At 70.6% G+C, this 17,346-nt stretch carries 14 protein-coding genes and 2 tRNA genes; 2 read left to right on the forward strand and 14 right to left on the reverse strand.

Annotated features, from left to right (window positions below; translation table 11 throughout):
- Window positions 1-22: 22 nt before the first annotated feature.
- The 5 genes from ndk to ACZ4MU_RS13070 form a co-directional block, all read right to left on the reverse strand.
- Window positions 23-436 (reverse strand): nucleoside-diphosphate kinase, encoded by a 414-nt coding sequence (gene ndk / locus ACZ4MU_RS13050; RefSeq protein WP_358831444.1) that lies wholly within the window; start codon window positions 434-436, stop codon window positions 23-25.
- A 147-nt stretch (window positions 437-583) separates the two neighbouring features.
- Window positions 584-937, reverse strand: a complete 354-nt coding sequence (locus ACZ4MU_RS13055; RefSeq protein WP_467874851.1) for a DUF4233 domain-containing protein — start codon at window positions 935-937, stop codon at window positions 584-586.
- Between the two features lie 6 nt (window positions 938-943).
- Window positions 944-2,455, reverse strand: coding sequence for a bifunctional tetrahydrofolate synthase/dihydrofolate synthase (gene folC / locus ACZ4MU_RS13060; protein WP_467874854.1), 1,512 nt, complete (start codon window positions 2,453-2,455; stop codon window positions 944-946).
- Between the two features lie 73 nt (window positions 2,456-2,528).
- The gene (locus ACZ4MU_RS13065; protein WP_467874857.1) at window positions 2,529-3,629 is read right to left on the reverse strand and encodes a sensor histidine kinase; all 1,101 of its coding nucleotides are present in this window, start codon (window positions 3,627-3,629) and stop codon (window positions 2,529-2,531) included.
- A gap of 173 nt (window positions 3,630-3,802) precedes the next feature.
- Complete coding sequence (locus tag ACZ4MU_RS13070; protein WP_467874859.1) at window positions 3,803-6,427, reverse strand: valine--tRNA ligase; 2,625 nt, start codon at window positions 6,425-6,427, stop codon at window positions 3,803-3,805.
- Window positions 6,428-6,566: 139 nt separating this feature from the next.
- On the opposite strand from ACZ4MU_RS13070, the gene ACZ4MU_RS13075 reads away from it, so the two are divergent.
- Entirely contained in the window at window positions 6,567-7,463 is an 897-nt protein-coding gene (locus ACZ4MU_RS13075) for a hypothetical protein (RefSeq protein WP_467874862.1), read from the forward strand.
- 596 nt (window positions 7,464-8,059) lie between these two features.
- Here ACZ4MU_RS13075 and clpX read toward each other — a convergent pair.
- The 5 genes from clpX to ACZ4MU_RS13100 all read right to left on the reverse strand — a co-directional run bounded on the left by clpX (window position 8,060) and on the right by ACZ4MU_RS13100 (window position 12,894).
- Complete coding sequence (gene clpX / locus ACZ4MU_RS13080) at window positions 8,060-9,352, reverse strand: ATP-dependent Clp protease ATP-binding subunit ClpX (protein ID WP_371652718.1); 1,293 nt, start codon at window positions 9,350-9,352, stop codon at window positions 8,060-8,062.
- A gap of 157 nt (window positions 9,353-9,509) precedes the next feature.
- A complete protein-coding gene (locus ACZ4MU_RS13085; RefSeq protein WP_101392375.1) occupies window positions 9,510-10,172 on the reverse strand; it encodes an ATP-dependent Clp protease proteolytic subunit in 663 nt (220 codons plus the stop codon).
- A 95-nt stretch (window positions 10,173-10,267) separates the two neighbouring features.
- Complete coding sequence (locus ACZ4MU_RS13090; RefSeq protein ID WP_467874866.1) at window positions 10,268-10,885, reverse strand: ATP-dependent Clp protease proteolytic subunit; 618 nt, start codon at window positions 10,883-10,885, stop codon at window positions 10,268-10,270.
- A gap of 332 nt (window positions 10,886-11,217) precedes the next feature.
- The gene (tig, locus tag ACZ4MU_RS13095; protein ID WP_467874869.1) at window positions 11,218-12,606 is read right to left on the reverse strand and encodes a trigger factor; all 1,389 of its coding nucleotides are present in this window, start codon (window positions 12,604-12,606) and stop codon (window positions 11,218-11,220) included.
- A 211-nt stretch (window positions 12,607-12,817) separates the two neighbouring features.
- A tRNA-Pro gene (locus ACZ4MU_RS13100) sits at window positions 12,818-12,894 on the reverse strand.
- A 152-nt stretch (window positions 12,895-13,046) separates the two neighbouring features.
- Between ACZ4MU_RS13100 and ACZ4MU_RS13105 the strand changes: the two genes are divergently transcribed.
- Window positions 13,047-13,120, forward strand: a tRNA-Gly gene (locus tag ACZ4MU_RS13105).
- A gap of 82 nt (window positions 13,121-13,202) precedes the next feature.
- Here the strand turns inward: ACZ4MU_RS13105 and ACZ4MU_RS13110 are convergent.
- From ACZ4MU_RS13110 to ACZ4MU_RS13125, 4 genes are all read right to left on the reverse strand, one after another.
- Window positions 13,203-13,397, reverse strand: coding sequence for a hypothetical protein (locus ACZ4MU_RS13110; protein WP_067159004.1), 195 nt, complete (start codon window positions 13,395-13,397; stop codon window positions 13,203-13,205).
- A gap of 128 nt (window positions 13,398-13,525) precedes the next feature.
- Window positions 13,526-13,984 carry an HD domain-containing protein gene (locus tag ACZ4MU_RS13115; protein WP_467874872.1) on the reverse strand — a complete coding sequence of 153 codons (459 nt, stop codon included), beginning with the start codon at window positions 13,982-13,984 and terminating at the stop codon, window positions 13,526-13,528.
- Window positions 13,985-13,989: 5 nt separating this feature from the next.
- Window positions 13,990-16,416 carry an ABC transporter permease gene (locus tag ACZ4MU_RS13120; protein ID WP_467874875.1) on the reverse strand — a complete coding sequence of 809 codons (2,427 nt, stop codon included), beginning with the start codon at window positions 16,414-16,416 and terminating at the stop codon, window positions 13,990-13,992.
- Window positions 16,416-17,231, reverse strand: a complete 816-nt coding sequence (locus tag ACZ4MU_RS13125; protein ID WP_467874877.1) for an ABC transporter ATP-binding protein — start codon at window positions 17,229-17,231, stop codon at window positions 16,416-16,418. Before ACZ4MU_RS13125 ends, ACZ4MU_RS13120 begins: the two co-directional genes overlap by 1 nt.
- Window positions 17,232-17,346 lie beyond the last annotated feature (115 nt).

The raw sequence follows: 17,346 nt of genomic DNA on the forward strand, positions 1-17,346 counted from the left end.
TGGCTGACAACCGGTCAGGAAGTCAGACGCGACCCGGGAAGAAGATCTTCAGTTCCCGTTCGGCCGACTCCTCGGAGTCGGAGGCGTGGATGAGGTTCTCGCGGACGATGGTGCCGAAGTCGCCCCGGATGGAGCCGGGCGTGGCGGCGATCGGGTCGGTGGGGCCCGCGAGGCCGCGCACACCCTCGATGACGCGCTCACCCTCGACGACGAGGACGACGACCGGGCCGGAGGCCATGAAGCCCATCAGCGGCTCGTAGAAGGGCTTGCCCTTGTGCTCGCCGTAGTGCTGCTCCAGCGTCTCCTGGTCCAGGGTCCGCAGCTCCATCGCCGGGATGGTCCAGCCGGCCTTGCGCTCGATACGGCCGATGATCTCGCCGATCAGGCCGCGACGGACGGCGTCGGGCTTGAGGATGACGAGAGTGCGCTGGGTCATGGTGTACGGCTCCTTGCGGCATACGTGTGCGGTGAGGCGAGGCTACAGGGGGCGTGGGAGGCGCTGACACCCGGACCGGCCCCGTCCCGCCCCGCAGGGGCGCGGGGAACCGCGCGAGCAACCCGCCACGGTCCGCGGACGAACTGCCTACGCCTGCGGCTCCGGCTCCGCCGCCTGGGCGGCGAAACGCGCCTTCGCCGCGTCCACCTGGCGCCCGTAGTGGATCGAGGCCCACCACAGACCGGCGAAGACCGCGCCGAGGAAGAACATGTGCGGGACGACGAAGCCGCTCGCGATCAGGGCGATCTGGAGCGCCCAGCCCAGCTGGAGGCCGCCGGGACGGGTCAGCACCCCGCACAGGAGGAGCGAGAACAGCATGGCGATACCGCTGACCGTCCACACCGTGGACACCGTGAGGCTGTCGTCCTTCATGGCGACCAGACCGGCGAACCCGATGACGAAGAATTCACCGATGAGGGTGGAAGCGCAGAGCGTACGCATCGGGCGTCAGCCCCTTCCCAGGAGCAGCCGGGCCTCGCCGACCGTGATCACGGAACCGGTGACGAGGACCCCCGCACCGGCGTACTCGTCCTCTTCCTCCGCCAGGGTGATGGCCGCCTCCAGCGCGTCGTCCAGCCGGGGCTCGACCACCACCCGCTCGTCGCCGAAGACCTCGACGGCGACCGCTGCCAGCTCGTCGACGTCCATCGAGCGGTGGCTGGTGTTGGCGGTCACGACGACCTCGGCGAAGACCGGCTCGAAGGCCTCCAGGAGGCCCTTGACGTCCTTGTCGGCGCTGGCCGCGACCACACCGATCAGCCGCGAGAAGCCGAACGCCTCGGTCAGGCCCTCGGCCGTGGCCAGGGCGCCCGCCGGGTTGTGGGCGGCGTCCAGGACGACGGTGGGGCTGCGGCGCACCACCTCCAGGCGCCCGGGCGAGACCACCGAGGCGAACGCCTTGCGGACGGTCTCCACGTCCAGCGGGCGGGCGTGCTCGGAGCCGATGCCGAAGAACGCCTCCACGGCGGCGAGGGCGACGACCGCGTTGTGCGCCTGGTGCGCGCCGTACAGCGGCAGGAAGACGTCCTCGTACTCACCGCCGAGGCCGCGCAGGGTCAGGAGCTGGCCGCCGACCGCGACCTCGCGCGCGACGATCCCGAACTCCATGCCCTCGCGGGCCACCGTGGCGTCCGCCTCGACGGCCTTCTTCAGCATGACCTGGGCAGCGTCGACCGGCTGCTGGGCCAGGATGACGGTGGAGTCCTGCTTGATGATCCCGGACTTCTCGACGGCGATCTCGGCCGGGGTGGAGCCGAGGCGGTCGGTATGGTCCAGGGAGATGGGGGTGACGACGGCCACGGAGGCGTCGATCACATTGGTGGCGTCCCAGCTGCCGCCCATGCCGACCTCGACGACGGCCACGTCGACGGGGGCGTCCGCGAACGCCGCGTACGCCATCCCGGTGAGCACCTCGAAGAAGGACAGCCGGTACTCCTGCTGCCCGTCGACCATCTCCACGTACGGCTTGATGTCCTCGTACGTCTCGATGAAGCGCTCGGCGGCGATCGGCGCGCCGTCCAGGCTGATGCGCTCGGTGATCGACTGGACGTGCGGGGAGGTGTACCGGCCGGTGCGCAGGTCGAAGGCGTTGAGCAGCGCCTCGATCATGCGGGCGGTGGAGGTCTTGCCGTTGGTGCCGGTGATGTGGATCGAGGGGTACGCGCGCTGGGGCTCGCCCAGGACGTCCATCAGCGCCGCGATACGGGCGACGGAGGGCTCCAGCTTGGTCTCGCCCCAGCGGGTCGCCAGCTCCGTCTCGACCGCGCGCAGCGCCTTGTCGACCTCGGGGTCGGCGGGGCGGGCGGGGACGGGGTCGGCCTGCGGGGCGCCGCCGTGGGTGCGCAGGGTGCGGCTGCCGGCCTCGATCACCGCCAGGTCGGGGTCGCGGGTGGTCTCGGCCTCGACGATCTCGTCGAAGGGGTCGTCGGGGCTGCTGCTGCGGTCGGGCTGCTCGGTCACGCCCCCAGTCTACGGAGCCCCTCCCCGACCCGGGCCCGGGCGGGGCCCGCGCCGCCACCCCGGGGACGAGGGGTCATGTCAGTCCGGACGGCAGCGTCGCCTCCACTTCGTACGACGTCGCCGTACGCCGAGTGCACAGCGCGCCCCCCACCCCCTCCACCCACTCCCGCATGGACACCGTCCCCGTCCCCGACGACACCGGCACCGTCGACGGTGCCGTGGACGGCACACCGTTGCGGACGTGGACGGTCAGCTCCGCCCCCCGGACCGCGATCGTCACCGAGACCGCCTCCCCCGGCGCGTGCTTCACCGCGTTCGTGAGGCACTCCCGCACCACCCGGTACACCGCCGCCTGGCGCAACGGGGACAGGGCGCGGGCGCGGTCGGAGACGTCCAGGGTCACCGGCGTCCCGGCCCGGCGCGTCTGGGCCGCCAGGGACGGCAGGCCCTCCAGGCCCGGCGTGGCTCGCCGCTCGTCCCCCCGTGTCACGAGGATCTCGTTCAGGATCCGGTGCGCCCGCCGCGCCGTCTCCGCCAGCGAGTCGAAGTCCCGCTCATAGGGCCCTCCCAGGGCGCGCCGGGCCCGTACCTCCGCCGTCACCGCCAGCATCGTCAGCTCGCGCCCCACCATGTCGTGGACGTCCCGCGCCACCGACGCCCGCTCCGCCTGCACCGCCCGGAGCGCCTCCACCTCGCGGACCAGGTCCTGGCGGTACGCGGCGACTCCCACCGCCGACGACAGCACCCCCACCGGCACCACGATGCTCAGGAACGAGCTGAGCGTCTCCCGGTACCCCAGCCAGCCGGGGACGCTGTAGAGCCCGCACGCCACCGCCACGTACAGCACGGTCGCCACCACCGCCGTACGCCGCCCCCGGAAGCGGCCGAGCGAGTACAGCGCGAACTGGATCAGGGTGAGCTGGTGCAGCCACCCGAGGAAGAGCAGCGCTGCCGGATACGGCGCCCACGGCCATCTGCGGCGCAGCAGCAGCGTCGCCGAGCCCGCCGCCAGTACCGGTGGCACCGTGGCCCCGGTCAGGGAGTTGTCCGCCGCCGCCAGGCCCGGCACATCGATGATCATCAGCGCGAACGCGGCCGTCGCGATCAGCACGTCCAGCGCCCGCTCGTCCCCCAGGGCACGACGCAGCGCGGAGGCGGGGGACGGGGCGGACATGTCCTCCATCATGCACAGTCTTTCGGCCCCGGATGGCCGCATTTCGCCCCTTTGCGGCGACCGGGGGCGTGATGTGACCCACGGAGCCCGCCCCACCGGCGCGCGAGGCGGGGCGCGCACGCGAAGGGGCCCCGGACCGTACGACGGTCCGGGGCCCCCGCACACGGCCTCCGCTACGCCTGCGGCAGGTTCGCCAGCTGCGTCGTGATCCGCTCGATGTCCGCCTCGGCCTTGGCAAGGCGCGTACGGATCTTGTCGACCACGTTGTCCGGCGCCTTCGCCAGGAACGCCTCGTTGCCGAGCTTGCCGTTCGCCTGCGCCTTCTCCTTCTCGGCCGCCGCGAGGTCCTTGGCCAGGCGCTTGCGCTCGGCCGCGACGTCGATCGTGCCGGACAGGTCCAGCGCAACGGTCGCGCCCGCGACCGGCAGGGAGGCGGTGGCGTGGAAGCCCTCGCCGGCCGGCTGGAGGCGGAGCAGCTGACGGATGGCCGCCTCGTGCGGGGCCAGCGCCGTACCGTCCAGGGTCAGCTCGGCCGGGACCTTCTGCCCGGGCTGGAGCCCCTGGTCCGAACGGAACCGGCGGACCTCGGTGACGACCTGCTGGACCAGCTCGATCTCCCGCTCGGCGGCCTCGTCGCGGAAGCCGCTGTCGCTCGGCCACTCGGCGATGACGAGCGACTCGCCGCCGGTCAGCGTCGTCCACAGGGTGTCGGTGACGAAGGGGACGACGGGGTGCAGCAGCCGCAGGGTGACGTCCAGGACCTCGCCGAGGACCCGGCCGGAGACCTTCGCCGGCTCGCCGCCCTCGAAGAACGTGGTCTTGGAGAGCTCGACGTACCAGTCGAAGACCTCGTCCCAGGCGAAGTGGTAGAGGGCCTCGGACAGCTTCGAGAACTGGTAGTCCTCGTAGAGGCCGTCGACCTCGGCCACGGTCTTGTTGAGCCGCGACAGGATCCAGCGGTCGACCGCCGACAGCTGCTCGACGGGCGGCAGTTCGCCCTCGACGGTGGCGCCGTTCATCAGCGCGAAGCGCGTCGCGTTCCAGATCTTGTTGGCGAAGTTGCGGGACGCCTGGACCCAGTCCTCGCCGATCGGGACGTCCACACCCGGGTTGGCGCCGCGCGCCAGGGTGAAGCGGACGGCGTCGGAGCCGTACGTGTCCATCCAGTCGAGCGGGTTGACCGCGTTTCCGAAGGACTTCGACATCTTCTTGCCGAACTGGTCGCGGACCATGCCGTGCAGGGCGATGGTGTGGAACGGCGGGGTGCCGTCCATCGCGTACAGACCGAACATCATCATCCGGGCGACCCAGAAGAAGAGGATGTCGTAGCCGGTGACCAGGACGGAGTTCGGGTAGAACTTCGCGAGGCTCTCGGTCTGCTGCGGCCAGCCGAGGGTGGAGAAGGGCCACAGGCCCGAGGAGAACCAGGTGTCCAGGACATCGGTGTCCTGACGCCAGCCCTCGCCCGCCGGCGGCTGCTCGTCCGGACCGACGCAGACGATCTCGCCGTTCGGGCCGTACCAGACGGGGATGCGGTGGCCCCACCACAGCTGGCGCGAGATGCACCAGTCGTGAAGGTTGTCGACCCAGTCGAAGTACCGCTTCTCCATCTCCTGCGGGTGGATCTTGACCTTGCCGTCGCGGACCGCGTCACCGGCGGCCTTGGCGAGCGGGCCGACCTTGACCCACCACTGCATCGACAGACGCGGCTCGATGGTGGTCTTGCAGCGCGAGCAGTGGCCGACGGAGTGGGTGTACGGACGCTTCTCGGCGACGATCCGGCCCTCGGCGCGCAGCGCGGCGACGATGGCGGAACGCGCCTCGAGGCGGTCCAGGCCCTGGAAGGGGCCGTGGACCGTGATGACCGCGTGCTCGTCCATGACGGCGAGGTTGGGCAGGCCGTGGCGCTGGCCGATCTCGAAGTCGTTGGGGTCGTGCGCGGGGGTCACCTTGACGGCGCCGGTGCCGAACTCGGGGTCGACGTGCTCGTCCGCGACGACCGGGATGCGGCGGCCGGTGAGCGGCAGCTCGATCTCGGTGCCGACGAGGTGCCGGTAGCGCTCGTCCTCGGGGTGGACCGCGACGGCGGTGTCACCGAGCATCGTCTCGGCGCGGGTGGTGGCGACGACGATGGAGGCGTCCCCGTCCCCGTACCGGATGGAGACGAGCTCGCCGTCGTCGTCCTGGTACTCGACCTCGATGTCGGAGATCGCGGTCAGACAGCGCGGGCACCAGTTGATGATGCGCTCGGCGCGGTAGATCAGCTCGTCGTCGTAGAGCTTCTTGAAGATGGTCTGGACGGCCTCGGACAGGCCCTCGTCCATGGTGAACCGCTCACGCGACCAGTCGACGCCGTCGCCGAGGCGCCGCATCTGGCCGGAGATCTGGCCTCCGGACTCGCCCTTCCACTGCCAGACGCGCTCGATGAACGCCTCACGGCCCAGGTCGTGGCGGGACTTGCCCTCCTTCGCGAGCTCGCGCTCGACGACGTTCTGGGTGGCGATGCCGGCGTGGTCCATGCCCGGCTGCCACAGCGTCTCGTAGCCCTGCATGCGCTTGCGGCGGGTGAGGGCGTCGATCAGCGTGTGCTCGAAGGCGTGGCCCAGGTGCAGGCTGCCGGTGACGTTGGGCGGCGGGATGACGATGGTGTACGGAGGCTTGTCGCTCTTGGCGTCGGCCTCGAAGTAACCGCGCTCCACCCAGCGCTCGTACAGCTCCCCCTCTACCTGGGCCGGCGCGTACTGGGTCGGCAGTTCGGTCGTGGGCGCTGGGTTCTGCTGCTGAGTGTTCTCGGTCACGGGGCCCAGTTTAGGGGTGTCACGGGCCGGTACTGAAACGGGAATGTTTGGTAACGGTGAGCCCCCCGATACGCCGCTTCGCGCGGGCGTCCGCCAGGATGTCGGGATCGGATAAGCATTCCTAGGGGGATTCCCAGCAATGAGCTACAACCAGCCGGGCCCGTACGGCGGCCAGCCCCAGCAGCCCGGCCCGTACGGTCAGCAGCCGCCCCAGCAGCCGTACGGGCAGCCCCAGCCCGCCTACGGCTACCCGCAGCAGCCCCCGCAGGGCGTCCCGCCCCAGCAGGGCTACGGCTACCCGGCCCAGCAGCCCCAGTACGGCCAGCAGCCCCCGTACGGCGCGCCCATGATGCCGCCGCCGGCCCCGCCCAAGAAGAAGACGGGCCTGATCATCACGGCCGTCGTGGTCGCGGTCGCGGCGGTCGGGGGTGGGGTGTACTTCATGACGAAGGACGGCGGAAGCAGCGTTGCCGATGACGGCGCGCACAAGCTGATCACCCCGGACAGCGTGATCGCGGGCGCGTACAGCATCAACAAGAAGGACCCGTCCGACAAGACCACCGAGAAGGACAAGAAGGACTTCGAGGAGGCGGGTATCAAGAACCCGGCGACGGTCAAGGCGAGTTACAAGGCGTCGAGTGGCACGCCGGCCAAGCAGATGAGCTTCAACGGCGTCTACGGCCAGATCGCGGACCCGGAGAAGTCGATCGATGCCGTCTTCGCGCAGATCAAGAAGAGCGCGGAGAAGGACAAGGACGACAAGGGCACCTTCGTCGGCAGCCCGGAGACCAAGTCCCCGGCGGGCCTCGAAGGGGCCGTCATGAAGTGCCAGTCCGCGAAGATCACGGGCAGTAAGAGCACCGGGGGCAAGGATCTGGAGTTCCCCGTGTGCATCTGGGCCGACCACAGCACCCTCGGTATGGTCACCCTGATCGACCCGGCCGCGCTCCTGGCCGGCACGTCGGGCGTCTCGCTCGACGAGAACGCGGAGACGACGGCGAAGGTCCGCAAGGACGTGCGGGTTCCTGTGAAGTAGCTCGCGACGCAAACTTGCCAAGGGCGCCAGACGGAAAACCCGTCCGGCGCCCTTTGTTTTCCTCGATCACCCAGGCGCGAACGGCACGATCGAGCCAATCCGGCCTTAAGCCGTTGAAGGTCATGAACCCGTCATGATCAACTAGGGCGCGTTCCGGACTGACCGGGCGATTTCCCCTTTGTGACGAGGAGTGTTCTTGTGCTGCGCGCAACACGGCGTGTCCTGACGACGATGGCCCTGGCGTCCACGACTGCCGCCGCATCCCTGCTCATAGCCACACCGGCATCGGCGGTGACGGACGAGTGTGTGAAGGTCGTGGAGCGAGCGGGATTCCCGGTTGGCTCGAAGACGCAGGCCGCGTGCCGGAATCACGCGATTGGCAGCGGCTCGTTCGCCGCCATGCCCAACCCTTACTGCATCGCGGGGCTCCAAAAGCTGCGGGTGCCCTCTGGTGTGGCAGATGAGGCATGCACGGTCGCGTGAGATGACAAGCAGCCGAGCGGGCTCACCTTCGGCTGCTTTGAGGCACCTTACGAAAGGGCGCCCCCCGGTTGGACCTCCAATCGGCGGGCGCCCTTTCGCGTCACAGAGGTCGGCTACGCCGACTTCTCGTGCCGCCCGTCGTTCTTCACGATGCGCGGCTCCCGCGGCACCAGCGTCGGGTTGACGTTGTTGTGGACCACGTCCGAGGTGATGACGACGCGGGCCACGTCCTTGCGGGACGGGACCTCGTACATCACCGACATCAGGACTTCCTCCATGATCGCGCGCAGACCGCGTGCCCCCGTGCCGCGCAGGATCGCCTGGTCGGCGATGGCCTCCAGGGCCGGGCGGTCGAAGTCCAGCTCCACGCCGTCGAGTTCGAACAGGCGCTGGTACTGCTTGACCAGCGCGTTGCGCGGCTCGACGAGGATCTGCAGGAGCGCCTCGCGGTCGAGGTTGTGCACGGAGGTCAGGACGGGGAGACGGCCGATGAACTCGGGGATCATCCCGAACTTCACCAGGTCCTCCGGCATGACCTCCTGGAACTGGTCGCTCGCCTCGATCTCCCGCTTGGAGCGGATCGTCGCGCCGAAGCCGATGCCCTTCGCCCCGGCCCGGGACTCGATGATCTTCTCCAGGCCCGCGAAGGCGCCACCCACGATGAACAGCACGTTCGTCGTGTCGATCTGGATGAACTCCTGGTGCGGGTGCTTGCGCCCGCCCTGGGGCGGGACGGAGGCCGTCGTGCCCTCCAAGATCTTCAGGAGCGCCTGCTGGACACCCTCGCCCGACACATCACGCGTGATCGACGGGTTCTCGCTCTTGCGGGCCACCTTGTCGATCTCGTCGATGTAGATGATGCCCGTCTCGGCCTTCTTGACGTCGTAGTCGGCGGCCTGGATGAGCTTGAGGAGGATGTTCTCGACGTCCTCGCCCACGTACCCCGCCTCCGTCAGCGCCGTCGCGTCCGCGATGGCGAACGGGACGTTCAGCATCCGGGCGAGGGTCTGGGCGAGGAGGGTCTTGCCCGAGCCGGTGGGGCCGAGCAGCAGGATGTTGGACTTGGCGAGCTCGATGGCGTCGTCACGACCCGTCCCGCCGCCGTTCTCACCGGCCTGGACGCGCTTGTAGTGGTTGTAGACCGCCACGGAGAGCGCCTTCTTGGCGGGCTCCTGGCCCACCACGTAGCTCTCCAGGAACTCGTAGATCTCGCGCGGCTTGGGCAGTTCCTCCCACCGCACCTCGGAGGACTCCGCGAGCTCCTCCTCGATGATCTCGTTGCAGAGATCGATGCACTCGTCGCAGATGTACACACCGGGGCCTGCGATGAGCTTCTTCACCTGCTTCTGGCTCTTGCCGCAGAACGAGCACTTGAGCAGGTCGCCGCCATCACCGATGCGTGCCACGAGGTGCTTCCCCTTCGCCTGGGAGACGCCACGTTCAGCGGCTCCTGGTGCCTCATATCCGACGGTACCTTGCCTGGCCCCCCGTTCGGGCCCCCCTTGGCGCGGTTCACTTCGACGGGAACCGTCCGAGTGCGCCGCGCCAGGGGATCCGGCTGCGTCAGGCGGCCGCGGCCGACGTCGTCTTGCGGGTCGACACGATCTGGTCGACCAGGCCGTACGCCAGGGCGTCCTCGGCGGTGAGGATCTTGTCCCGCTCGATGTCGTCCCGGATCTTCTCGATGGGCGTGGTGGAGTGCTTGGCGAGCATCTCCTCCAGCTGGCTGCGCATGCGCAGGATCTCGTTGGCCGCGATCTCCAGGTCGGAGAGCTGCTCGCGGCCGGTCTGCGAGGACGGCTGGTGGATCAGCACGCGCGCGTTGGGCAGGGCCATGCGCTTGCCGGGGGTGCCCGCGGCGAGCAGCACGGCGGCGGCGGAGGCCGCCTGGCCCATGCAGACGGTCTGGATGTCGGGCTTCACGAACTGCATCGTGTCGTAGATGGCCGTGAGGGCCGTGAACGAGCCGCCGGGGCTGTTGATGTAGATCGAGATGTCGCGGTCCGGGTCCATCGACTCCAGGCACAGCAGCTGCGCCATGACGTCGTTGGCGGAGGCGTCGTCGATCTGCACGCCGAGGAAGATCACGCGCTCCTCGAACAGCTTCGCGTACGGGTCGTACTCGCGCACGCCCTGCGAGGTGCGCTCGACGAAGCGCGGCACGATGTAGCGGTTGTCCACCTGCGGGCCGGTGTAGAGGCCGCTTGCGGAGAGGTTGTTCTGCATGTCGGGGTTCACCATCCTGGTGGCGTTCGGTGGGGCTCGGGGGCTTCGGGGCCGGGGCTGGGGTCCCCGGCTCGCCAGGAGCCGGGGGACGGGGTTCAGGCCCCGGTGCCGCCGCCGCCCGGAACACCGGCCGCGTGGGCCATGATGTCGTCGATGAGGCCGTACTCCTTGGCCTCTTCCGCCGTGTACCAGCGGTCGCGGTCGCCGTCGCGGATGATCGTCTCGACCGTCTGGCCCGAGTGGCGGGCGGTGATCTCCGCCATGCGCGTCTTCGTACGCAGCAGGTACTCGGCCTGGATCTTGATGTCCGAGGCGGTGCCGCCGATGCCGGCGGAGCCCTGGTGCATCAGGATGTCGGTGTTCGGCAGGGCGAAGCGCTTGCCGGCGGCGCCGCCGGTGAGCAGGAACTGGCCCATCGAGGCCGCCATGCCCATACCGATCGTGACCACGTCGTTCGGGATGTACTGCATGGTGTCGTAGATCGCCATGCCGGCCGTCACCGAGCCGCCGGGGCTGTTGATGTAGAGGTAGATGTCCTTCTCCGGCTCGGCGGCCAGGAGGAGCAGCTGCGCCGTGATCTTGTTCGCGATGTCGTCGTCGACCTGCTGGCCGAGGAAGATGATGCGCTCGTTGAGCAGCCGGTTGTAGACATGGTCGCCGAGGCCACCACCGAGGGACGGCTCGCCGGCGGCGTAAGGCATCAGATTCGTCACGTATCCACCTGCTCGTCTCTGACGGCTTCAACCGTCTCAGCGTCTTCGTTCAGAGGGTGGGGCCTTTGGGGCCGACTCGTCACCGGCTGACTCCACCCCCGTATTCATGGACCCTAACGCGCAGGTAGGACAACGCCATCCCGGTTCCCGAACTGTTCGCTCGGAGCGCAAGGTGGTTGAAGCGCGGGCCCGTGCGGATCCGGCCACGGGCGGCGGGGACGCGGGCCCGGGGCGGGTACGCGAAAGGGCCCGGACGCGGCTGCGTCGCGGGCCCTCCCTGCGTACGTCGTACGTGGTCAGGCGGTGCCTGCCCTACGAGGTGCGGCCGAGGCTCAGGCCTCGGTCTTCTCCTCGGCGTCGGCGTCGGCCTCCACGGCCTCCGTCTCGCCGGCCTCGGCGGCCTCGTCCTCGTCGTCCTCCAGGTCGACGACCTCACCGTTGGTGTCGACCACCTTGGCGGACTCGACGACCACGGCCAGCGCCTTGCCGCGGGCGACCTCGCCGACGAGCATCGGCACCTGGCCGCCCTCGACGACGGCCTGGGCGAACTGGTCGGGGGACATGCCGGAGGAGGCGGCACGGCGCACCAGGTGCTCGGTGAGCTCCTCCTGGTTGACGTTCAGCTTCTCCTTGTTGACGAGCTCGTCGAGGATGAACTGCGTCTTGATGCCCTTGACGGCCGCTTCCTCGGTCTCGGCGTCGAACTCTTCCTGCGTCTTGCCCTGGATCTCCAGGTACTTGGCGAGGTCGAGGCCCATCTGGCCGAGCTGGTGGTGCTCGAGGTTGTGCTTGCGGGTCTGGATCTCGTCCGCGAGGAGCTTCTCGGGGATCGGGACCTCGGTGATCTTCAGCAGCTCGTCGAGCACGCGCTCCTGGGCCTGGGTGGCCTGGTCGAACTGCTTCATGTTCTCCAGGCGCTTGCGGCTGTCGGCCTTGAGCTCGTCGAGGGTGTCGAACTCGGAGGCGAGCTGCGCGAAGTCGTCGTCCAGCTCCGGCAGTTCGCGCGCGGCGACCTGGGTGACCTTGACGGTGACCTCGGCGTCCTTGCCCTCGGCCGAGCCGCCCTTGAGCTGGGAGGTGAAGGTGGCCTCGCCACCGGCCTCCAGGCCCTTGACGGCCTCGTCGATGCCGTCGAGGAGCTCGCCGGAGCCGATGGTGTACGAGACACCCTCGGCGACGCCGTCCTCCAGGACCTCGCCGTCGACCTTGGCCTCCAGGTCGATCGTCACGACGTCGCCGTCCTGGGCGGCGCGCTCGACCGGGGAGGTCGAGGCGAAGCGCTCACGCAGGTCGGAGACGGCCTTCTCGACGTCCTCGTCGGAGACCTCGACGGCGTCGACAGTGACCTCGATGCCCGAGTAGTCCGGGATCTCGATGGTCGGGCGGATGTCGACCTCGGCGGTGAAGTTCAGCGTCTCGCCGTCCTTCAGCTCCGTGATGTCGACCTCGGGCTGGCCCAGCGGGTTCAGCTCGGCCTCGGTGACCGCCTCGGTGTAGAACTTCGGGAGGGCGTCGTTGACGGCCTCCTCCAGCACAGCACCACGGCCGAACCGCTGGTCGATGACGCGGGCCGGGATCTTGCCCTTGCGGAAGCCCTTGACCGTGACCTGCTGGTTGATCTTCTTGTACGCCGCGTCGAGGCTGTCCTTGAGCTCCTCGAAGGGCACCTCGACAGTGAGCCGAACCCGAGTCGGGTTCAGGGTCTCCACGGCGCTCTTCACGGTTCGGTCTCCTTGTGGCTGACTTCTGGGGGGTTCTACCCGGTGGCCGACGGCCGCGGGCGGATCGGGCCCGGTTCATCGGATTCATCAGACACACGGGCACGCAGCTTGCATAGTAACCGCAAGCGGGATGTCACCCACAATGTGATCTTGTGCGCGGAGATCGCGCACGGCGCGCTCCGAAGATCGTGCCGGAGATCCTGCCGGGCGCTGGTCGGGGTGGCGGGATTTGAACCCACGGCCTTCCGCTCCCAAAGCGGACGCGCTACCAAGCTGCGCCACACCCCGTCGGTGCGACACGTAGGGTACATGCCCGCGAGGAATACGTCGGCCGCTTTCCACGGCGGGCCGCGTGGCCGGACGCGGTGTGCGCGCGTGGGGGGTGACCCGCTACGATGCTCTTCGTGCCGCGGTCCTCGCCGACCTGCGGCGCGGCGCACGCGGGCGTAGCTCAATGGTAGAGCCCTAGTCTTCCAAACTAGCTACGCGGGTTCGATTCCCGTCGCCCGCTCCACCCCTCGGGCCCGGTGACCAGTCTCATCGGGCCCGAGGTGTTTCCCGGGTCTCCCCGAGCGCGTCGCGAGAACCCCGTCCGCTCAGAACTTGATCTGGTTGATCGTGTCCGCGAGCGAGTTCAGGAAGCGCTGTATCGACGGCGCCATTCCGGTCGACGCCATGAAGAAACCGAAGAGCGCGGCGACTATGGCCGGGCCGGTCTTGATGGAGCCGCCGCGGATCATCACCACGAGGACGATCGCCAACAGCAGCACCACAGACAGTGAAATGGCCACAACTGATCACACCCTTGGTCGGTCCGCCTTGCCGGCCCGGAGTGTGCCGCCGAGCACACCCCGCAGGGTCCATCGTGCCACCAACACCCCTCCAGGTCCTGCCGCCTGACACATAGCCAAGGTATGCATCACCCCAAACGTGCGTGCGGGTCCGGGAGTTCCAGGAGCGCGCGGACGGTGGCGTACTTGCGGGTGAGGCGGACACGGGTGGCCGGGTCGAGGACGGCGAGGCGGGCCGGGTCCGCGTTGTGGGCCAGGTCCGCCTCCTTGACCAGCAGCGCGCCCGGGGTGGCGAGGATCCTGGCCGTGTACGCCTCCAGGCCCTCGCCGGGCTCCTTGGTGAGCGCCCTCACCATCTCCCGCACCCCGGGCGCGAGTTCCGCCTCCTCCAGCCAGCTCGGCGCCAAGGCCGCGTCCTCCACCGCGTCGTGCAGCCAGGCCGCGGCGATCTGCGCCTCGCTGCCGCCACGCGCGCGTACGCCCTCGGCCACGGCCGCCAGGTGTTCGGTGTAGGGGCGGCCCGCCTTGTCGGTCTGGGCGGCGTGGGCCGCCCGTGCGACGGCCTCGACCTCGGGGAGTGTGAGCATGCCGCTCAGCGTAGGGCCGCGCGGGCGGGGAGCGCCGTGGAGGCGAGGCCCAGGCCCAGGACGCCGACGGCGAGCGAGCCGTACAGGACGGGCGGGATGTAGGGGTTCTCGCCGGTCAGGCCGTTGGTCATGGGGAAGAGGGTGGCCAGCGCGATCGCGGTGCCGAGCACCAGGCCCGCCGAGGTCACCAGCAGCGCCTCCCAGCGGACCATGCCCAGGACCTGGCGGCGGGTGGTGCCGATCAGGCGCAGGGTGCCGAGCTCGCGGCGGCGGTCCAGGACGGTCATGACCAGCGTGTTCGCCGCGGCGACGGCCGCGAAGCCGCCGAGGACGGCCGCCATGGTGGTGTTGGCCCAGGCGTTCAGCTCGCGGTCCAGGCTCTTGGCCGTGGCGTAGCCCGCCGCGTCCGTGACCGTGCCGAGCGGTGCCAGCGCGGCGGGGCGGACGGCGCCCTTGAGGAGGAGTTCCGTGGGGGCGCCCACGGTGGTGGTGTGGGGCGCCAGGTCACTCTGCGCAAGCGTCACCTGGGACAGGCCCAGGCCCCTCGCGTACGTGGCCACGACCCTCGGGGACGCCTTGGCGCCGTCGGGCAGGAGGAGGGCGAGACGGCTTCCGACGGGAGCCTTCAGGTCCCGGGCGAGGGTCTGGTCGAGGGCGACCGTGCCGGGCACCAGGGCGTCCAGGGAGCCCTTGCGCACGCCCAGGTCCTGGACGCGGGCCAGGTCGGCGCCCGTGCCGGTGAAGCCCTGGGTGGAGACCGGCTGGAGGCTGCCGCCGGAGTGGACCAGTACGGACGTGCGGGTCAGGCCCACCGCCGTGTCGACACCCGGCATCGCCTTCGCCCTGGCCACGGCGTCCGAGGCCAGGCCGTCCGGACCGGTGACGACGCGGTCCGCGACGAGACCGGCCCGCTGCTGCTTCTCGGTGACGCGGTCCTCGCTGGTGTGCAGGAAGACGAGGGTGGAGGAGAACGCCGTCGCCAGCACGATCGGGGTGATCGCGGAGGCCAGTCGACGGGCGTTGGTACGGGAGTTGGCCGCCGCGAGGGAGGCCGGGGCGCCCGCCGCGCGCAGCGGAAGCCCGAAGAGTCCCGCGCAGGCCCGGGCGATCAGCGGGCCGAGCAGCGCCACGGCCAGCATGAACAGCATGACCACGCCCAGGGCCGCGTTGGCGGCGTCCTCGCCCTTCTCGGCGGCGGCCACCCCCGAGAGCGCGATGCCGCCGCCCAGGGCCGCCACGCCCAGCGGCGTACGGATCCAGCCGGGCCGCAGCCGCTCCACCGACGCGTCCCGCAGGGCCTCGCCGGGCTTGACGCGCGAGGGGCGGCGGGCCGCCAGACAGCCGGAGAGGAACGAGGTCAGCACGGCCGCGCCGGCCGCCGCCGCCATCGGGATCCACGACACCGACAGCTCCACGGCCGCCGGGACCGCCCCCTTGTCCCGGAGCTGGCCGAACCACCAGGTCGCCAGCGCCACGCCCGGCAGGCAGCCGAGCGCCCCCGCGAGCGGGGCGACGAGCAGGGTCTCGGTGGCGATGGTGCGCCGGATCTGGCGCGGGGTCGCGCCGATGGCGCGCAGCAGGGCGTACTCGCGGCGGCGCTGGCCCACCGAGAGGGTGACGGTCCCGGCGGCGGTGAAGACGGCGACGGCCGTGGCCATGCCGCCGAAGGAGCCGCCCAGCGCGGTCAGCATCTCCTTGGCGTAGGCCAGGCCCGGCGTCTCGACGGCGCCGCGGTCGTCGCCGGTGTGGACCTCGGCCGCGTCCCCGAGCCGCTGGGCGACCTGGGCGGCGAGCGCGGAGGCGCCCACACCGTCCCTGGGCAGTACGGCGATGGCGTCGGCCTTGCCGGGGTGCCCGGACAGGGCGAGGGCCTGGGTGTCGGCGAACCACACCGTGCCGGGGCTCCTGGTGGTGCCGGACACCGTGAACTGCCGCTTGCCGGAGGGGGTGTCGACGGTCACGCGCTGTCCGGTGGAGGCGCCGTCGCCGGTCACCACCTCACCGGTGCGGGGCGGGGTGCCGGAGGTGAGTTCCTCACCGGTGAAGGCGGTCGAGCCCCAGCCGTGGGCGGTACCGGGCGTCCCCCGCGTCCGTACCGGAAAGGAGACGTCGGCGATCGCGGTGGCGGCGCCGGGGGCCGAGGCCGCGCGGGCGGTGAGGGCGGCGTCGAGGCGGGCCTTGTCGGGCAGTGCGACGGACTCGGTCTCCCGGTTCTCGCCGCTGCCGGTGGTGTAGTGGGCCCGCTGGTCGGCGGCTGCGATCACGGGGGCGCCCGCGTACCGCTCGGCGGGGACGGACGCGCGCACCCCGGTCTCCAGCAGGATCCCGCACGCGGAGACGATCATCGCGGCCATGAACAGGGCGATAAAGGTCCCGGCGAACGCGGACGGCTTGAAGCGGAGCGCCGCGCGGGCGAGGCCGTTGGTGCGCATCAGGCCGCCGTTCCGGCGTACGCGGCGGTGGGCCGGGCGGTCAGGGAACGCATCCGGGAGGCGATGTCCGCCGCCGAGGCGCGGGTGAGGGCGTCGACGATCGATCCGTCCGCGAGGAAGAGGACCTGGTCGGCGTAGGCGGCGGCGCCGGGGTCGTGGGTGACCATGACGACGGTGGCGCCCATGCCGTCGACGGCGTTCCGCAGCAGGGTCAGCACCTCGGCGGCCGTCGTGGTGTCCAGCGCGCCCGTGGGCTCGTCCGCGAAGACCACGTCCGGCCGGGTCACCAGCGCGCGGGCGATCGCCACGCGCTGCTGCTGCCCGCCGGACAGCTCCCCGGGCCGTCGCCGCCCCTTGCCCGCGAGCCCCACCTGCCCCAGCAGTTCCTCCGCCCGGCGCCGGTCCGGGCGCCGCCCGGCGAGGCGCATCGGCAGCACCACGTTCTGCTCGACCGTCAGCGACGGCAGCAGGTTGAACGCCTGGAAGACGAAGCCGAGGCGGGCCCGGCGCAGCTCGGTCAGCTTGTTCTCGCTCATGCCCGTGATCTCGGTCCCGCCGAGCCGCACCGACCCGTCGGTGGGCCGGTCGAGCCCCGCCGCGCACTGGAGGAACGTCGACTTGCCCGAACCCGAGGGCCCCATCACCGCTGTGAAGCTGCCGCGCGGCAGCGCGATGTCGATCCCCCGCAGGGCGTGCACGGCCGAGCCGCCGCGCCCGTACTGGCGCCGCACCCCGCGCAGCTCGACGGCCCAGCCGGGGTCGCCCTCGGCGACCTCGGCCGGTGTGTTCCGCCGCTTGCCCCGTCGCAGTGCCATCGCCCGGCCTCTCCTCGTACGTACGTTTGTGATACGTCGAAGCTACGGATCGCCGCAGGTCGTCGGCCATGGCGGCTCCCGGCGGATCGGGGGTGGGGAAAGCCCTACCCCCGGG

Source organism: Streptomyces sp. NPDC026377 (genome assembly GCF_055567715.1).